Source organism: Oleiphilus sp. HI0125 (genome assembly GCF_001635355.1).
On sequence record NZ_LWGF01001255.1, the window covers coordinates 1 to 17,399 of the forward strand.

The following is a 17,399-nucleotide window of genomic DNA, read 5'->3' on the forward strand; positions in this document are numbered from 1 at the left end:
AAAAGGTGTGTCATTAGAAGCCCAAAAAGGTGACGTCATTTCGATGATCGGTTCATCAGGTTCAGGCAAAAGTACCTTCCTTCGCTGCATCAATCTCTTAGAAATTCCTACCTCAGGTGATATCCAACTTCTCGGCGACACCGTCAAATTCAAAACCAATAAACGCGGCGAACGAATGCCAGCCGACACCAAGCAAGTCGAACAGATGCGTTCGAAGCTATCTATGGTATTTCAAGGTTTTAATTTGTGGTCTCACATGACAGTGCTAGAAAACATCATCGAAGCACCGATCAATGTATTAGGTATTCCTAAGAAACAAGCCATTGAACAAGCTACAGAGCTCTTAAACAAAGTAGGCATCTACGAGCGTCGCGACTACTATCCTAGTCAGATGTCTGGTGGCCAGCAGCAACGTGCAGCAATTGCTCGCGCATTAGCGATGGAACCAGAAGTACTGCTATTTGATGAGCCGACATCTGCACTCGACCCAGAACTCGTCGGTGAAGTATTAAAGGTCATGCGCAGCTTGGCTGAAGAGGGCCGCACCATGATTGTCGTGACACACGAAATGGCCTTCGCGCGCGATGTGTCGTCACAAGTTGTATTTTTGCATGACGGAAAAATTGAAGAGCAAGGAACACCTAAAAAAGTTTTTGAAGATCCTGATTCAGAACGTGTGAAACAGTTTCTTCAACCGAAGTACTAATATTCAGTACAAACAAACTGCTCCCTTTAGAGAGCTGACATTAAATAAGAGGAAGACCTCACTATGAAAAAACTATCGCTATTAATGGGTTGTATCTTAGCTGCGAGCAGCAGCATTGGTTTCGCAGCTGACAAACTAAAGTTAGCTGTTGATGTACCTTACGAGCCGTTCGAATATAAAGCGCCAGACGGCACGCTTACTGGTTTCGAAATTGACCTTGGCAACGCTGTATGTGCTGAAATCAAAGCGGAATGTGAGTGGGTTATCCAAGCTTGGGACGGCATTATTCCAGGACTTTTAGCGCGTAAATACGACGTTATCTTCTCTTCTATGTCTATCACTCCTGAGCGTGCTGAAAAAGTATTGTTCTCTGAAGGTTACTACAACACACCTTCTGCATGGTTTGGTAAAAAAGGTACTGATCTGGACGTGACTGACAAGGCTGCCTTCAAAGGCCTTCGCGTTGGCGTTCAGCGTGGCACAGTTCAAGATGATTACGTGACAAAAGATATCGGCGCAGACACTGTTGAAATCAAGCGTTACACCACGGCTGACGACCTTGTTCTTGATCTAACCGGTGGCCGTCTAGACTTAGTATTCCTAGACTTCCCAGTAGGTGAATCAACCATCCTTAAAGATGAAAACTACCAGTCAGTCGGCGACACCATGCAAGTTGGTGGTGAGGGCGTTGGCGCTGCATTCCGCAAGCGTGACAAAGACCTTGCTGAAAAATTCAATGCTGCGCTTAAAAAGCTCAAAGAAGACGGTACTTACGATGAGATCATGAACAAGTACTTCTCTTACAGCATTAAGATTTAATGCTAAAAGTCAGATGTCAGGCGCTATATGCCTGACGTCTGATTGACGATTAATTTTCACGGAACTTACTCAATGATAGATCTTCACGGTTACGGCCCATCTATATTTCAGGGCGCTATTTTAACCATCGAAGTAGCCGTATTATCATTGCTTGTGGCTTTATTTTTAGGGCTACTCGGCGCGATCGCCAAACTTTCAAGCAACCCTATTCCTCGCGCTATCGCAACGGTATACACCACCGTAATTCGAGGCGTTCCCGATCTTGTACTGATGTTACTCATCTTCTTTGGCGGTCAAATGATGATGAATGAGTTCTCAGATTGGTTATATGAAGAATTTGATATCGATGTCTTTTTTAACATCGATGAATTTATTGCCGGAGTTGTCACCATTGGCTTTATCTTTGGTGCCTATATGGCAGAAACATTTCGTGGCGCATTTCAGTCCGTAAATGCAGGTCAAATAGAAGCCGGATATGCCTACGGTATGACTCGATGGCAAGTATTTAGCCGCATCTCGTTTCCTCAAATGATGCGTCATGCACTACCTGGCCTAGGTAACAATTGGCTTGTTATGCTGAAAACCACTGCACTTGTATCGATCATTGGTCTAGCTGATATGGTGCGTCTTGCTTCCGAGGCAGCCAAAGCTGTGCACGAACCCTTTACTTTCTTAATCCCTGTTGCGCTTGTGTACTTATCCCTCACAGCGGTCTCAGAGTTATTACTCAACAGACTGAAAATTAAATACAGTGCCGGAACAACGAGGGCTTAATGATGGAAGCGTTTTTAAGTCTGTTTGCAGACAATAGTATTTTTAACCCGCCTACTTTGATGCACTACTGGTCAGGCTTTGTGACCACAGTGCAATTGGTATTTCTTTCTCTGCTTATTGGCTTTGTTATCTCTTTGCCTTTAGCTATTTTGCGAACCTCGAAAAACAAGTGGATCAACCTTCCTATTTGGGCATTTGTTTACTTTTTTAGAGGAACCCCCCTACTTGTTCAGCTTTACCTTATTTATTACGGCACTGCGCAGATCACAGGCATTCAGCAAACATTCTTGTGGGACATACTTTCAGAGGCCTTTTACCCTTGCTTGATAGCGTTTGTATTGAATACGGCGGCCTATACAACAGAAATTTTTAGAGGCGCCATTGAGGCAACACCTCGTGGCGAAATTGAAGCTGCAAAAGCCTATGGTATGGGTGTCGCTAAACGAATGCGCCGTATTATTCTGCCTGGAGCGATGCGCCGAGCATTACCAGCTTATGCCAATGAAGTGATCTTTATGCTTCACGCCAGCTCAATTGCCAGCGTCGTAACAATCGTCGATTTGACCGGTGCAGCTCGTGATATCTACGCGCGCTATTATGCGCCATTTGAAGCTTTCCTATTCGTTGCGGCTATTTACCTCTGCATGACATTTACCTTGATTTATATCTTCCGAAAAGCTGAAGATAAAATCATGGCGCATACTAAGCCGCTCTCTTAATCAAAAGATCGCCACTGAGGTGCTCCTATGACAGATTTGAACTCGCTCTTTTCTCCAGCGAACTCATTTCTGTCACATACCTTGTCTCAAGATCCAGCTAAAACAAATTCAGCTACGTATGAGACTTCTTGTTTCACGGCACAACTACTCGCCGAAGGCATGCTGCGACTTATTCCGAAGCAAAACAAAACTCAAACAGCGCCGCAGCATCAAGGTCTATTGCTATCTGCTGGTATTCACGGAAATGAAACGGCTCCAATAGAGTTAATTGATCAACTCGTTACAGAGCTTCTTAGCAAAGACATCTCAATAGCCCGCCCCACTCTTTTAATACTTGGGCACCCCAAAGCAATGCGCAAAGCAAGCCGCTTTATCGAGTTCAATATGAATCGGCTGTTTATGGGAGTTCACAATGAAGATAATTTTTGTGGGAGCATTGATGCTAGAAGAGCAAAACTACTAGAGAGATATGTCTCTGAATTCGCTGAAGATTATGGCCTCAGCCAACACTTAGATCTTCACACCGCAATTCGCGATTCCTATGTTGAACGCTTCGCGCTCAAACCTAAAACCGAGCACGCTAACAATGTTTCAGATGAAGCTCGTGGGATTCTATCTGCACTTGGCTGTACGACACTGGTCTATCAGCATAAGCCAGCAACAACGTTTTCTTCTTTTACCGCGCGCAGCTTTAACACCGATGCATACACGGTTGAGCTAGGTAAAGTGTACCCATTTGGGCTCAACAAACTCAGCGAATACGCAAACACTTATCAATGTCTTAAATCAATGATCTGTGGTGAGCTCATAACTGTCGCGCAAGATCAACTCAATGAATTCGAAGTGTGTCATGAGCTGATCGTAGACCATGCAGAATATGTATTGTATGTTGATGAAGATGCCCCTAATTTCTCGCGCTACAATCAGGGGACGATAATGGAAAAGTCTCCACTCAAAATCTATGAAGTGGAGAACACAGAAGAGCTTCTAATTTTTCCAAACAGCAAAGTGCCGATCGGTCAGCGCGCAGGCCTAATGCTGAAACGCATAAATAGCGGGTAAACCAAGTAGTTGCGTTAGCTCATCTAATGCAGTTTTAGATTCATCAATCAGACGTGGGTCAGCCAAATCGCTCTGCGCTAGTTGATCGCGATAATGACGTTCGGTCCATGCCATCAGCGTTTCGTATAGTTGATCTGTAAACAGGACACCCGGGTGAATCGCTGCTAGCTCATTTTCATTTAGTGCCACGCGCAAACGAAGACACGCTGGGCCACCTCCGTTTTTCATACTTTGTTTTAAATCAAGGCTCATGACTTCTGCAATCGGATTATCCGCTTTAACAAGACGCTTCAAATAGGCGGCAACTGAAGGTGTAGAGTCGCACTCTGATGGCACGACTAAGGCCATTTTGTCATCCGAAATACTTAATAGCTGACTGTTAAACAAGTAGCTAGAGACCGCATCTGCAAGCGGAACTTCACTCTCAGGCACTAAAATAACTTTCAGCTCTGTATCCCCAAGCTTTTTCTGCAACTCCGCAAATACCTGATCTTGATTCAAGAAAGCTTGTTCATGACAGAAAAATACATCTCTATTTCCTACAGAAATAACATCGTTATGAAACACACCAGCATCAATCGTGCTTGGCTTTTGCTGAGCGAATACAACGTTCGCATCATCTAACTCGTGCAATCGTGCAACGGCTTGGCAAGCCTCTAAAGTTTGACGTGCAGGATATCGCTTAGGTTTTAATTCCGACTCATTAAATGCGGTCCGACCGTATGCAAAAAGTTGCACGCCGCGCTTGTCATACTCTGAGCAAAAGCGCGTGTGATTTGCAGCGCCCTCGTCGCCTAACTGACTCACACTAGGCAAAGCAGCATGATGCGCAAAAAAGCTCTCATTACAAAAAATCGCTTGGAGCATACGACTCGTTGTTTTGTGTTCAATCGCTCGGTGGAGCTTGGCGTTCAAATTAGCCGCCGTGAAATGTACTCGTCCATCACGGCTATCAGCACTTGGAGACACCGTTGCGGCATTCGCCGTCCACATGCATGAGGCAGAATACACCGATCCCAAAATTACAGGAGCTTCTTTGGCTGCACGCGCAAGCACTTGCGCATCGCTACCCGCGAAACCAAGTTGTCGTAACAAATCAATCTCAGGGCGATGGTGAGGCAATAAAATACCTTGCTTCAATCCTTTGTCGGATAAGGCTTTCATTTTCGCCAAGCCTTGCTGAGCTGCCAACTTAGGGTTAGATACATCTTTTAGGCTTTGCTCTGAAGCGATGTTGCCAAACGACAAGCCAGAATAATTATGAGTAGGACCCACAAGCCCATCAAAATTTACTTCATATGCCTTCATTGCTTACCTCTGCTCATCCATTGCGATTTACGTAGTTAAGAACTTATTAAGGTTTCAAAGTCATACCGGGCGATAATGTTGCCGGTACATTTGCTTGTTTAGATTCCATTGATGCAACAGGATACGCGCAATAATCTGCTGCATACAACGCACTTGCTCGATGGTTGCCACTCTCACCGATACCACCAAATGGTGCAGCACTGCTTGCTCCGGTAAGAGGCATATTCCAATTTACGATACCAGCACGGCTATCTAGCAAAAAGTCTTGCCATAGTGATTCGTTCTCACTAATTAAACCTGCCGCCAGTCCGAAACGCGTGGCGTTCGCTTGCTTGATCGCGTCTTCATAGTTCTCATAACGAATGACTTGCATCAAAGGACCAAAATATTCTTCATCAGGTACGTCAAGCCCCGTCACATCGACGATACAAGGACGCAGCATCGCTGGCACCTCATTATCTCTTGCGAGTTCCAATAAGGGTTTAGCGCCGATACTCAATAAATTCTGATAAGCCGACACGATACTTTGCGCTGCGCCTTCCGAAACCAGGCATCCCATAAAAGGCTGAGGTTCTGCATCAAATGCGCCAACCTGTAATGCGCGTGTTGAGCTAATTAACGAAGATACAAGCTGATCGCCGTACTCACCAGTCGGAATAAAAACGCGTCGAGCACATGTGCAGCGCTGACCAGCTGAGACAAAACTCGAAAATAATAAGTGATGGACAGTCGCCTCAATAGGGCTATCACGATCAACAATCAGTGGATTGTTGCCTCCCATTTCTAAAGCAAGGATCTTGGCGGGCTGACCTGCCCATTGTTGGTGAAGAATGGCTCCGGTTCTGGAGCTTCCTGTAAAAAACAGTCCATCTATATCCGGATGTTGTGCGAGCGCTTCACCGGTTAGTCGTTCGCCTTGGACGAGATTAATCACTCCTTCAGGTAAACCGGCCTCAATCCAAATTTCTAAAGTAATTTGCGCAACCAAAGGGCACTGTTCACTTGGTTTGAAGACAACCGTATTGCCGGCTAATAACGCAGGCACAATATGTCCATTTGGTAGATGGCCAGGGAAATTATAAGGTCCAAAAACCGCGACAACACCATGCGGCCGATGCATTAAAGAAGACAAGCCTGCTGGCAATTCCTTACTTGAATGTCCTGTACGATCTAAATAGGCCTGCTGAGAAATAGCGACCTTGCCAACCATCGCGCCGACTTCGGTTCTCGCATCCCACAATGGCTTGCCTGTCTCTTTACCGATCGCGATCGCTAACTCTTCACTGCGTGCCTGAAGGCATTCTTTAAACTTTTCTACTAAAGCCACACGTTCATCGAATGCGGTGCGCCCCCAACTTGAAAACGCTTCTCTCGCCGCTTCAACAGAACGCGATACATCATCGCTATTTGCGCTATTTGCCTGCCAAACAAGCTCACCATTAAAAGGATTATGGCTAGATAACGATGGTCCTGAACAGTGATGCCACTGTCCTGCAATGAAAGCTCCTAATTGGCTCATAGCTTTATCCTAAATATAACGAAGTGGGACAGCTCTAAGCTCAGCTTGATCATCGATATTCAAAGCATCGAATTGTTCTGAACTTAGTCTTATATGATCAGCGTGAATCTGATCTTTACTGACAAGAATTGTACGGAAATGTTCCATCCGCCGATTAGACACAACCCAATCGTCACGGGCACCAATTTCAGCGTCATAGTTAGTATCTACGCGATAAGGCAAAAGCACACTTTCACTAACGCCGCGCACATCTTCAACGAAGCTCTCAACGACTGGGCCACCATCGAAAATGTCTATCAATTGATTGAAATGAAAACCCTCTTTCTTGAGCATTTCTAATGCTGGACGCGTGTTGTCATGCGTTTTGCCAATCACTGCACGCGCCTCTTTAGTAAGAGAGAACAAATAAATGGGGTACTTCGGCATCAGCTCTGCGACTAATTCTTTGTTACCAAGCCCGACTTGATAATCCGCTAAAGAAAATTCCATTTGAAAAAACTTCTTACCTAAGGATTCCCAAAATGGAGAGATGCCATTCTCATCAGAGTAGCCACGCATCTCTGCAATCACTTTTTCACTAAAATACTCTTTGAACTCGGCTAAAAAGAGAAGGCGACACTTGGACAATAAACGACCATTGTTCCCTGACCGCGCGCTAGCATCTAAAAACAGTGTGCACAGTTCAGACACTCCGGTTAAATCATTCGATATCACGAGCATGTCGTTTGATGTATGCACACCAATTTCTCGTGAAGCGTGAATAACTTTTGAGATTCTATAATTGTACCAAACCTGTTCGAGGCCAATGGCTGCTTCAATAGCACTGACTCCGACCACCTTTCCTGTCTCGGTATCCTCAAGAGCAAAAACATAGTTTCCGCGTTCTTTAGGTTGAGAGCAGCGAAAAGAGCGTACCGAATTGAAAATCCGTTGCTCTAGCAAAGGGGGATTTTTAGGTAAAGTCGTCACGCCGACTCCAGCCCCTTCAGCTAGGTCAACAAGCGCTTGCAGATCATGACCATGGATAGGTCGAATCACCATCATTGAGTTACTCTCCTTAGACAGAAAGCTACTAAAGAGCACTGAAGAAATATTCAGCGCCACCATTCAAATTCAAGGCAGATATATCAGATTGACTAACACGGACCACGTCATGAGTGCCCCCAGGCAAAGGAACAAGTCCGCATCGAAAATCTTCAAACTGATCGTTACAGACTAAATGTGGTGACCCAGCCGTTACCTCACCAATATGCGTGGTTTTTTGATGTGCTTGATTGAAAGTGCGCAACTTTTCAAGGCGACCCAATAGAACCGGGCCGCCATCAAAAATATCGACAAATGAGGATGTCTTAAATCCTTCATTCATTAACAAAGAATGAACCGGCTCAGCATGCTGATCATATTTTCCTAATACGGCTTGAGCTCGCTCAGACAGCATCGTCACGTAGATTGGGTGCGCGGGCATCAGCTCTGCAAGAAAAGTACGACTCTTTGTCGCGACATGATAATTCGCACTTGCGAAATCCATGTTGAAGAAATTTCGTCCTAAATCATCCCAAAATACAGACTGCCCTTTTTCGCCATAAACACCCTGCAATTCAACGACAACCTGATCACTAAAGTACTCGGCAAATTGACGCATAAACATCAACCGAGCACGCGCAATGAGTTGAAAACAATCTGTATCAACCAAGTCATCGCGTATAGCCAATGAACACAAGACATTTCGGCCGGTCAACTCATGCGTTAAATGCAAGACAGACACTGGCGTATGAATGTCAAATTCTTCTGAGGCATGAATAAGCTCACCCAAACGATAGTTATAAAACGGTCGCTTAAATTCGTTATTCATAGCAATACCCGAACAGGCAACAAGCTCTCCTGTTTGAGTATTTTCTAGAACAAATAAAAAGAACTTCCCCTCATCGCTGGGCGAATTTGGGGACTGAAAAGAACGCATTGATTGTTCAATGCGCTCCGCTAATCGAGCTCGTTTCCGAGGAAGAGACGCTATTCGTGCTTGGTTATCACGAACTAGCGATTCAATACTGCTTAGATCATCAAGTGTGCATGGACGCACTAGGTGCATTCTACACCTCCGTATTAACGAATTCCCTTACAGCCGTTCTAAGTAAAGCCATACCTTCATCGATATCCTTGTCCTCGATAATCAATGATGGCGCTAAGCGAAGTACATTTGGACCTGCGATCAAGGCCATCAAGCCTTGCTCCATCGCTTTAGCCATAATGTCTTTCGCTTTACCTTGATATTTCTCATTCATCTCGCAGCCAATTAATAAGCCGCAACTTCTAATCTCTTTAAACACTTGGAATTCAGCATTAATCTCTTCCAAAGCATTCACAAAACGTGCGTTCTTTTCTGGGACCTGCTCGATCACTTTTTTCTCTTCAAGCTCGAGCAATAATGCTTCTGCCACGGCACATGCCAAAGGATTACCGCCGTATGTACTACCGTGCGTTCCAATGCCAAAACTTTGAGCAATACTTTCGGTCGTAAGCATCGCCGCTACCGGAAAACCACCACCAAGAGACTTTGCGGTCGTAAGAATGTCAGGCATCACGCCATACTTCATATACGCATAAAGCTCACCAGAACGTCCGACACCCGTTTGAATTTCATCAAACACTAATAGAGCATTGTGCTTATCACACAAAGCGCGTAGACCTTTAAGAAACTCAGGATCAGCCGGCATCACACCGCCCTCACCTTGCACTGGCTCGATCACAACGGCGCAGGTTTTATCTGAAATCACCGCTTCAACGCTAGCTAGATCGTTATAGTTCGCGTGCGTAATACCGCCAGGAACAGGCTCAAACCCTTCCGTATATTTAGCTTGGCCTCCTACAGAAACTGTGAACAATGTACGGCCATGAAAACTGCTGTAGAAAGATAGAATTTCGTTTTTATCTTCGCCGTAGTGATCATGCGCGTATTTACGCACTAACTTAAATGCAGCTTCATTTGCCTCTGCTCCTGAGTTCGCAAAGAACACTCGTTCTGCAAATGTTCGTTCTGTCAGCAAGCTCGCTAAACGCAACGCTGGTTCATTTGTCATCACATTACTGACATGCCATAGCTTCTCAGCTTGCTCTTTTAAGATGCTAACAAGTCTCGGATGCGTATGCCCTAAAGCACTCACTGCTATGCCGCCCGCAAAATCAATATACTCACGACCGTTTTGATCCCAAACACGAGAACCGGCCCCTTTAACAGGAATCACGACCGAGGGTGCGTAATTCGGCACCATTACTTGATCAAAAACACTTCTATCTAATGGAGTATTCTCAGACATATTTATCTTCTACCTATCATTGTCAATCGCCGTCTTACAAGCCCAGTAAAAGCGACGAGTTGTAACGCTGCACTAAAGATAGCGCAAATATAAAAAATCAGGCGATTTACCACATTAAATCGTCAGGGATTTGATAATCCTTATAAGGATCATCTTCATCAACTTCTTGAGATGCCTTTTCGTTTAACACAACAACAAACTCTGGCTTGCGTTGTTTAATTTTTTCTGCGACTTGGCTGGCTATCACTGCATAACTTTGTGCATCGCGCACGATAGAAAGTCGCCCTTTGGCTAAAGCTGTTTGACTAGCCTCATCGACATAGAGTTTTTGAATTTTGGAGCCATCTGCGAATTGGTATCCTAACTCACCATCAACACTCAACTTATTGACCGAGATCAATTGTTTGACCTGCGCGATAATTTCGCGCTCTTTTAACTCTTCATTGCGCTCTGCGTTAAGTTCGCGATCTCTCTCTGCTTTCGCTTGACGCTCTTGGTCTAGACGTTGCTTCTTCTCGTTTGCCTCAGACTCCAAGCCCACTCTACCCTTTTGCCTTTTAGTCTTTCTTTGTTCTTGCTTAATGGCTTTGGCTTTCTTTTTGTCTACCAAACCCGCACCCAACAACTGCTCTTGCAGGGACTTAGCCATTTTTTGACTCCTAACAATCCATCAATAAGAAATGATATGTGCATCAAATTAAACGCACCAACGACACAGTCTTCCAGATTAAACCTTGATCTCGATCTCAGTTAGAAAGGCTTTATGTTTAAAAACGTAACAGAATGTACGATCCGCCACACAGAAGTGTAACAGGGTCTATACTGGGCGTGAGAAAAAAATTTTTGTGACCTCGAGTCACCCATATTTTTAGCAACCTGTAGTTGTTTGTTGCTCATAAAACGATAAGACATCGCAATGGAGAAACAGCTATGAATTATGAAGCTGCAAAGGCATATTTATTAGGAAAACCAGAAGCAAGGGAAGACTATCCTTTTGGGCCTCCGGTGTTAGTACCTAAAATTAAAGGTAGCATGTTCGCCACCTTAACCAAGCAAGATGGGGTTCCTCACATGAATCTCAAATGCGACCCTCACCACGCCGAAGAACTTCGAGATATGTATGAATCGATTGTTCCTGGGCATCACATGAACAAAACCCATTGGAATACACTCATTTTAGATGGAAGCATTCCAGAGTCTGAAATCGAGCGGCTAATCGATCACAGTTATTCACTCGTTGTGAAGAAACTTAAAAAGTCTCAGCGTAAGCTGTTAGAAGAAGACTACGAAACTGACGAACTCTATAAGGAACTTGAGCTACAAATTGTGGCCTAATCAATTTAACAAAAAAGCACCCGGTATAAAGGTGCTTTTTTATTGCCTAAACATTTTCATTAAGGGATCGGCTTTCCTAGCACCATTGTCCAATACACTTCATAATCGGCATTGTCTGCGATGTAGACGGCCACACCGCCTTCTTCATAATTTGGACTCATGATCGCTGAACAATGGCTCGGGCTATTTAACCAACCTTGCATGACAGACGGCACGGTATAGAAGCCCGCGGCGATGTTTTCACCTACCATGGTCCAGTTGTAGCCCGCTTGAGTTGCTCGACTACCGACACGCAAACCATTTGAACCAGTATGACTGAAGAAATTATTGGTACCCATATCTATTGAATGCGCTAAACCAGCATCTTCTAACTGGCAATTCCAAGTCACCGCACCAACCGCGGGGTAATAATCCTGTCCGCAAAATCTTGCTTGTGAACGTGCCTCATTCAAAGCAACCAATAGCTCGTCATCTAACTCACTGGTTAAGCAACTTGGATTTTCGATACTAGCCGTTTGCCCTTGAGAAACAGCACCCGTTTGACTGAGGTTGTGTACTTCGACACTTTGATCTTGTGCACCAGATGAACACGCTGCCAGTAAAGTAAGACTTGCAAGTAAAGAAGTAGGCTTTAGGGAATTTTGAATCTTAAACATCGCTTAAAGGTATTAATACATGAATACCCTTAAGTTCAGCACTACTAACGAAAACCTTCCGTTGTCACCCCGTATGCTTTTGTAAATTGCTAAGGGGCTAAATAGCCAACGCGTGACAGATTGTTAAACAATGTTGCATGGACTTCTTTAGCGTTCAATTACGCCTAAAAATCAACGTCTAAGTTAACTAAATAATGAGAACCAACCCTCAACCCCATCAAATCAACACTCACCCACTAAAATAACAAGCGAAAAGCGAACAGTAAGCATAAAAAGTACGCCTTCAGATTTATCGAATAAGCTCACGTAATGGCAGACTTAGCTTCCAATGTCGACAGTGTGGAAGTCGGCCATTTATAAATATGGACTTTCCCCAAAAAAATTAAATTCAAGTTTTGGATAACAATAAAAACCATAATTAGGTGACTGAAATGAAATTTACTATGAAAAAAATGGCCGCTTTCCTAGGTGGCGCAGTTCTTTCTGCAAGTGCGAGCGCATATGACAACATGTATGTATTTGGTGACAGCTTATCTGACTCTGGCAACTTAACGGAAGTATTCCAATCGCCAGTTGAAGTTAAGTTCACCAATATTTCTCCGTTCACGGGACAAGCAACGATCGCAACCGATGCGCTTGCTGCAGGTCTGGGTTTAACAAACAACCCGTCAAAGTGGTTACTAGGCCAAAACGTCGGCACTAACTATGCTGTCGGAGGCGCTGCCGCAATCCCATCAGATCCTAACAACGACACGAGTCTTCCAATCCAGATTGGCGCGCACTTGTTGTCGACTGGTGGTGTAGCAGATGCAAACGGCCTATACGTTATCGTTATCGGTGGTAACGATTTGAACGCTGCTGCGCAAATTCGTGCACAAGGCGTATTTACAGCTCCAGGTGCAGAACGTCAGGCAGCTCGCAAAGGATCTAAGGATCGCGTTGACGCAGCAGTAGATGTAATCAGTAATCAAATCCAAACCTTGATCGCGACTGGCGCAACAGCTATCGCGGTAGCAGACGCTCCAGATATCAGCAAAACACCTCTTCTTAGAGCAAATGTTAACGACCTGTATCAAGCAGCTGTAGCATCAGGTAATCCCCAAAACGAACGTCGTGCTCTTGAGTACCCAGAAAAAGTGTCAAATCTTGTGGATCGTTTCAATCGTAAACTTCGTAAATCAGTTCGCAATATTGAAGCAGCAACAGGTATTGATATTATTGAATACTCACTACAAGACTTCTTAGATCGTACAATTGAAGAAGGTGAAGAAGCCGGTTTGAACACAACAACTCCTTGTGTTGAATCAGTACCCGCACTTGCTGATTGCTCAGCATTTGTTTTCTCTGATGGTTTCCACCCAAGCAGTACCGTTCACACGCAAGCTGGTCAAGAATTTCTTGAAGCTGTATTGAGCCAATAATCCGCTCTTGGATTGGGATCAGAGTGAAAAAACTCTGACCCCAATCTATATTCATATCCGTTTACCTTTGCCCTAACACCGATAGAGCTGCAACACGATAGGCTTCTGCGAGTGTTGGATAGTTAAAAATATTCTCTACAAAAATATCAACAGGGCTGTCGGATAGCATCGCCATCTGACCAATATGAACGAGTTCCGTAGCCCCTTCACCAACTATCTGAACACCCAAGATTTTCTTCCCTTGTGCATCGCAAATGATTTTCAACAAACCATCTTCTATACCACTGATCTGACCTCGAGAAATCTCTTCAAATTTGGCAACACCGACAATGACATCACCCTTGGCTCTAGCCTGTTGTTCAGTGAGCCCAACGCCTGAAATTTCAGGAATGGAGTAAATACCTGCTGGAATCAAATCTGCCATTTTACCAACGCTAATACCTAAGGCATTTCGACTTGCACGGCGCCCCTGCTCCATCGAAGCCGAAGCCAAAGATGGCGGGCCAATTACATCACCAGCCGCGTATATATTGGAAACACTACTTCGTAACTCGTTGTCTACCTGAATATGCCCTTGATTGGTCAACACCACGCCTGCTTTATCAAGACTCAAGCCTGATACATTGGCAACACGGCCTGCTGCCACAAGTAGCTTTGAGCTGCGATATTCTTTCCCATTAGCACATGAGACAACTACTTCAGAAACACCGTTCCAAGCGACAGAGCTAACTTCCGTCTCACCCACCCATTTGCCACTCATTTCGGCAAAAGTACCCATAAAACGCTCAACAAGATCTTCGTCCATAAAGCCAAGTGGGCGCTCATAACGATCAATCATCGTCACCTTGACTCCGAGTGCCTGAAATATCGAGGCATACTCGCTGGCAATGACACCACCACCCAAAACGATCAAACTTGGAGGCAAGTACAACATGCTCAGAATTGAGTCGCTATCTAGGATATTCTCATGATCAACGGGGATATTTTCAGGATGACGCGGAACAGAACCCGAGGCAATGACAAAGGTTTGCGCTTCAATTAATTCGGTAGAGCCATTCGGTGATTCAAGACTAAGCGTGTTGGCATCAACGAAATGAGCGCGCCCATGCAAACGCGTAATCATATTTCGCTCTATTTGATTCACCATGAAGGTATCATGCGATTGAACGACAGCATTTAGACGGTCGATCAAAGTAGCCATTTCGGTGTCTTCAGCGACCTCGAAATTACAAAGCGTCGCGTTTTCACGCATCTTTTTCACACGTAAGGCATTTTCCCTCAGAGTTTTACTTGGAATAGTGCCTCGATGAACACATGCGCCACCTAAGAATTTGTCCTGTTCGATAATAGCAACCGACTGATCGGCTTTTGCTGCTTGAACCGCTGCTTTCTGCCCAGCTGGGCCACTACCAATAACGACAACATGAAAGCTCTTCATTGCTGCTTAGCCCTCACTGTTGAGACGATGTGATCACGTTTACTCAAGACATCGTTGAGCGCATCGGTGTATAAATTTAGCGTTGAAAAAATGTCTTTTGCTTTTAAAGGTTCTAAATCTTGATCTTCTAAACTCGCTTTGGCGAGCAACGATGCAGCCTGTACCAATGCACATTGGGTTTGATACTTTTCTGATTGAGAAGGCGTCTGACTAAATAGCGCAACATCACACACTACCTCTGGCATCTCCCACGCTTTATTAATCTCTTGTCCGAATAGAGGATGAAACACGTCCTCTAATTCCAATACCTGAGCTGGCGTCAATTTGAGCTGTTCGGCGGAGCTCATGTCTGAATAGAATTGCAAAAATGCGGGTCTACCTATGCCATGCAAAAGGCCGCATAAAAATGCTGTTTCAACACTCTCTTGAAGCGCTCGCGCCAGCTCTTTCGCCCAAATAGCGCAACAAAAAACGTGCTGTGAAATGGCAACAAGTCGATCTTCAAATTTTGGTGCATTAAAAAGCTTCGCGTTTAAGGCGATCCCCTAAGATATTTCGCATATCGCGTTTAGACCCAAGCGCGCGATGGCTTGCTGCAATGAGACCATTGAAGCATTTGGTGTATAAAGTGGTGAATTAGCAACACGGATGACGTGCCCCGCCAGCGTAGTGTGGCGTTGAATTAAGTCCGCTAAGGTCGCTGCGTCAGTGTCTGGAGACTTTGCGAGACGCATAACGTCCGTTGCGATTTTGGGAAAGAGCGGCACATCAACAGCGCCTTTTCTCAGCAGCTTGAGTATCTGTTTACCCACTTCGCGCAAGTCGGCAGATAACTCGAATATCGCATCGTCTTGTTGTTCTTCCGTAATCAACGTCGGGCCTCACTTGGACTGAAACTGAGCTGAGTTTAGTCCAAGTTTTCGACTACGCGTTTATCTACCTAAAATTTTCGCTAAACGTTTTCTCGACAAGACACCTTCAAGCTCTCCCTCCTCACTGACTACAGCTAAAGGGTGACTAGTGTCGAGTGTTTCAGGAATAACTTCTTCTAGAAGAGAGTCAGGTGAGATCTCAACCGTTTCTTCAAAGTACTCGTCAGTCAGAGGCTCTGAACTACATACGTCTTCGCTATCAACAGCTTGCTCCAAGGTCTCTTGCAGAACAGTTCCCTCAAAGCCATCATCCGATTCAACGTAGGCATAGTCTTTCGGCATATTACGCATTTGCTCTAAGGCCTCGCCGATCGTAGTTGCAGTAATACGATTCATTGGCGATTTCATCACGTTTTCAACAGTCAGAGCACGTGCTCGATTCACGTCTTGCACAAACGCTTCTACATAGGCGTCAGCGGGTTGCAGAAGAATTTCACTAGGCTCGCCGACTTGAACCAGCTCACCATCTTTGAGAATCGCGATTCGATCACCAACACGCAAGGCTTCGTCCAAATCATGGGTAATAAAAACGATTGTCTTGTGGAGTTTTTCTTGCAGATGAATCAATTGATCCTGCATCTCGCTTCTAATCAGAGGGTCCAATGCAGAAAAAGCCTCGTCCATCAACAATACATCTGGGTCGGTGCACAAAGCTCGCGCTAGACCAACACGTTGCTGCTGACCGCCTGAAAGCTGTGATGGGTATAGTCCCTCATACCCTTCTAAACCGACGTCAGCTAACCATTGTTTAGCCTTCTGTAGTCGCTCAGCTTTCGCAACGCCCTGTGTTTTCAAACCAAAGGCGACGTTATCGATCACCGAATTATGGGGTAACAAACCAAAGTGCTGAAACACCATCGACATGCGTGTTCGACGAAATTCCTGAAGCTGTTTCGCATCAAGCTTCATCACGTCGTCACCATCAAACATGATCTGCCCTGCACTCGGTTCAATCAGACGGTTAAAGTGACGAATTAAGGTCGACTTTCCAGAACCAGAAAGCCCCATAATTACGAAGATCTCACCCCGTTTGATCTCCATGTTAATGTCTTTAAGACCAAGCGTATGTCCAGTTTTTTCAAGAATCTCTGCTTTGGTTTTCCCCTGTAAAACAAGATCCATATGTTTTTCAGCTTGATCACCGAAAAGCTTGTAGAGCGATTTAATTTCAATGAAGGTATCACTCATGTTCATTGCTGCCCCCCAAGATGTGCTTGAGAGCGTTCGCATACGCTTGGATCTTGTTTTACAGGGGAAAACCAAAGCAGAGATTCTTGAAAAAACTGGACATACGCTTGGTCTTAAAGACATTAACATGGAGATCAAACGGGGTGAGATCTTCGTAATGATGGGGCTTTCTGGTTCTGGAAAGTCGACCTTAATTAGTCACTTTAAC

At 44.8% G+C, this 17,399-nt stretch carries 17 protein-coding genes and 1 pseudogene; 8 read left to right on the plus strand and 10 right to left on the minus strand.

Annotated features, from left to right (window positions below):
- The 5 genes from A3762_RS21800 to A3762_RS21820 form a co-directional block, all read left to right on the plus strand.
- Positions 1 to 706: ABC transporter ATP-binding protein (locus tag A3762_RS21800; protein ID WP_068757607.1), on the plus strand; the 706-nt coding region annotated here is incomplete at its 5' end.
- A 63-nt stretch (positions 707 to 769) separates the two neighbouring features.
- Positions 770 to 1,525, plus strand: a complete 756-nt coding sequence (locus A3762_RS21805; RefSeq protein WP_068478248.1) for a transporter substrate-binding domain-containing protein — start codon at positions 770 to 772, stop codon at positions 1,523 to 1,525.
- 72 nt (positions 1,526 to 1,597) lie between these two features.
- Positions 1,598 to 2,299 (plus strand): ABC transporter permease, encoded by a 702-nt coding sequence (locus A3762_RS21810; RefSeq protein ID WP_068478246.1) that lies wholly within the window; start codon positions 1,598 to 1,600, stop codon positions 2,297 to 2,299.
- Positions 2,299 to 3,018, plus strand: a complete 720-nt coding sequence (locus tag A3762_RS21815; RefSeq protein ID WP_068757608.1) for an ABC transporter permease — start codon at positions 2,299 to 2,301, stop codon at positions 3,016 to 3,018. The genes A3762_RS21810 and A3762_RS21815 overlap by 1 nt, the downstream gene beginning before the upstream one ends.
- Before the next feature lie 27 nt (positions 3,019 to 3,045).
- Complete coding sequence (locus tag A3762_RS21820; protein ID WP_068757609.1) at positions 3,046 to 4,080, plus strand: succinylglutamate desuccinylase; 1,035 nt, start codon at positions 3,046 to 3,048, stop codon at positions 4,078 to 4,080.
- Here A3762_RS21820 and astB read toward each other — a convergent pair.
- From astB to A3762_RS21850, 6 genes are all read right to left on the minus strand, one after another.
- On the minus strand, positions 4,051 to 5,388 hold the full coding sequence (gene astB, locus A3762_RS21825) for an N-succinylarginine dihydrolase (protein ID WP_068757611.1): 1,338 nt from the start codon (positions 5,386 to 5,388) through the stop codon (positions 4,051 to 4,053). The two genes, A3762_RS21820 and astB, sit on opposite strands and share 30 nt — an antisense overlap.
- Positions 5,389 to 5,434: 46 nt before the next feature.
- Positions 5,435 to 6,907, minus strand: coding sequence for a succinylglutamate-semialdehyde dehydrogenase (gene astD / locus A3762_RS21830; RefSeq protein ID WP_068757612.1), 1,473 nt, complete (start codon positions 6,905 to 6,907; stop codon positions 5,435 to 5,437).
- Between the two features lie 9 nt (positions 6,908 to 6,916).
- Positions 6,917 to 7,951 (minus strand): arginine N-succinyltransferase, encoded by a 1,035-nt coding sequence (gene astA, locus A3762_RS21835; RefSeq protein WP_068478236.1) that lies wholly within the window; start codon positions 7,949 to 7,951, stop codon positions 6,917 to 6,919.
- A 28-nt stretch (positions 7,952 to 7,979) separates the two neighbouring features.
- Positions 7,980 to 8,996: an arginine N-succinyltransferase gene (locus tag A3762_RS21840; RefSeq protein WP_068757613.1), complete on the minus strand. Its 1,017-nt coding sequence runs from the start codon at positions 8,994 to 8,996 to the stop codon at positions 7,980 to 7,982.
- 1 nt (position 8,997) lies between these two features.
- Entirely contained in the window at positions 8,998 to 10,221 is a 1,224-nt protein-coding gene (locus A3762_RS21845) for an aspartate aminotransferase family protein (protein ID WP_068757614.1), read from the minus strand.
- A 106-nt stretch (positions 10,222 to 10,327) separates the two neighbouring features.
- On the minus strand, positions 10,328 to 10,870 hold the full coding sequence (locus A3762_RS21850) for a DUF2058 domain-containing protein (protein WP_068757617.1): 543 nt from the start codon (positions 10,868 to 10,870) through the stop codon (positions 10,328 to 10,330).
- 281 nt (positions 10,871 to 11,151) lie between these two features.
- Here A3762_RS21850 and A3762_RS21855 point away from each other — a divergent pair, with 281 nt between their 5' ends.
- Positions 11,152 to 11,556 (plus strand): MmcQ/YjbR family DNA-binding protein, encoded by a 405-nt coding sequence (locus tag A3762_RS21855; RefSeq protein ID WP_068757619.1) that lies wholly within the window; start codon positions 11,152 to 11,154, stop codon positions 11,554 to 11,556.
- A 59-nt stretch (positions 11,557 to 11,615) separates the two neighbouring features.
- On the opposite strand, the gene A3762_RS21860 is transcribed toward A3762_RS21855, so the two are convergent.
- Complete coding sequence (locus tag A3762_RS21860; protein WP_082869288.1) at positions 11,616 to 12,212, minus strand: CAP domain-containing protein; 597 nt, start codon at positions 12,210 to 12,212, stop codon at positions 11,616 to 11,618.
- Between the two features lie 431 nt (positions 12,213 to 12,643).
- Here A3762_RS21860 and A3762_RS21865 point away from each other — a divergent pair, with 431 nt between their 5' ends.
- Positions 12,644 to 13,633 carry an SGNH/GDSL hydrolase family protein gene (locus A3762_RS21865; protein ID WP_068757621.1) on the plus strand — a complete coding sequence of 330 codons (990 nt, stop codon included), beginning with the start codon at positions 12,644 to 12,646 and terminating at the stop codon, positions 13,631 to 13,633.
- Positions 13,634 to 13,694: 61 nt separating this feature from the next.
- Here the strand turns inward: A3762_RS21865 and sthA are convergent, their stop codons facing one another.
- From sthA to A3762_RS21885, 3 genes and pseudogenes are all read right to left on the minus strand, one after another.
- Positions 13,695 to 15,071, minus strand: a complete 1,377-nt coding sequence (gene sthA, locus A3762_RS21870) for a Si-specific NAD(P)(+) transhydrogenase (RefSeq protein WP_068757623.1) — start codon at positions 15,069 to 15,071, stop codon at positions 13,695 to 13,697.
- Positions 15,068 to 15,883: pseudogene (locus A3762_RS26145) on the minus strand (HDOD domain-containing protein). The gene sthA and the pseudogene A3762_RS26145 overlap by 4 nt, the downstream one beginning before the upstream one ends.
- 120 nt (positions 15,884 to 16,003) lie before the next feature.
- Positions 16,004 to 17,191 (minus strand): glycine betaine/L-proline ABC transporter ATP-binding protein, encoded by a 1,188-nt coding sequence (locus A3762_RS21885; RefSeq protein WP_068478291.1) that lies wholly within the window; start codon positions 17,189 to 17,191, stop codon positions 16,004 to 16,006.
- Between A3762_RS21885 and A3762_RS21890 the strand changes: the two genes are divergently transcribed.
- On the plus strand, positions 17,190 to 17,399 hold a 210-nt coding region (locus A3762_RS21890), incomplete at its 3' end, for an ATP-binding cassette domain-containing protein (RefSeq protein ID WP_231878892.1). The two genes, A3762_RS21885 and A3762_RS21890, sit on opposite strands and share 2 nt — an antisense overlap.

Coding starts and splice junctions, on each gene's coding strand:
- astA (WP_068478236.1), bottom strand. CDS start 7,951: ATGATGGTGATTCGACCTATCCATGGTCATGATCTGCAAGCGCTTGTT.
- A3762_RS21805 (WP_068478248.1), top strand. CDS start 770: ATGAAAAAACTATCGCTATTAATGGGTTGTATCTTAGCTGCGAGCAGC.
- A3762_RS21850 (WP_068757617.1), bottom strand. CDS start 10,870: ATGGCTAAGTCCCTGCAAGAGCAGTTGTTGGGTGCGGGTTTGGTAGAC.
- astB (WP_068757611.1), bottom strand. CDS start 5,388: ATGAAGGCATATGAAGTAAATTTTGATGGGCTTGTGGGTCCTACTCAT.
- A3762_RS21855 (WP_068757619.1), top strand. CDS start 11,152: ATGAATTATGAAGCTGCAAAGGCATATTTATTAGGAAAACCAGAAGCA.
- A3762_RS21885 (WP_068478291.1), bottom strand. CDS start 17,191: ATGAGTGATACCTTCATTGAAATTAAATCGCTCTACAAGCTTTTCGGT.
- A3762_RS21860 (WP_082869288.1), bottom strand. CDS start 12,212: ATGTTTAAGATTCAAAATTCCCTAAAGCCTACTTCTTTACTTGCAAGT.
- astD (WP_068757612.1), bottom strand. CDS start 6,907: ATGAGCCAATTAGGAGCTTTCATTGCAGGACAGTGGCATCACTGTTCA.
- A3762_RS21810 (WP_068478246.1), top strand. CDS start 1,598: ATGATAGATCTTCACGGTTACGGCCCATCTATATTTCAGGGCGCTATT.
- sthA (WP_068757623.1), bottom strand. CDS start 15,071: ATGAAGAGCTTTCATGTTGTCGTTATTGGTAGTGGCCCAGCTGGGCAG.
- A3762_RS21840 (WP_068757613.1), bottom strand. CDS start 8,996: ATGCACCTAGTGCGTCCATGCACACTTGATGATCTAAGCAGTATTGAA.
- A3762_RS21820 (WP_068757609.1), top strand. CDS start 3,046: ATGACAGATTTGAACTCGCTCTTTTCTCCAGCGAACTCATTTCTGTCA.
- A3762_RS21865 (WP_068757621.1), top strand. CDS start 12,644: ATGAAATTTACTATGAAAAAAATGGCCGCTTTCCTAGGTGGCGCAGTT.
- A3762_RS21845 (WP_068757614.1), bottom strand. CDS start 10,221: ATGTCTGAGAATACTCCATTAGATAGAAGTGTTTTTGATCAAGTAATG.
- A3762_RS21815 (WP_068757608.1), top strand. CDS start 2,299: ATGATGGAAGCGTTTTTAAGTCTGTTTGCAGACAATAGTATTTTTAAC.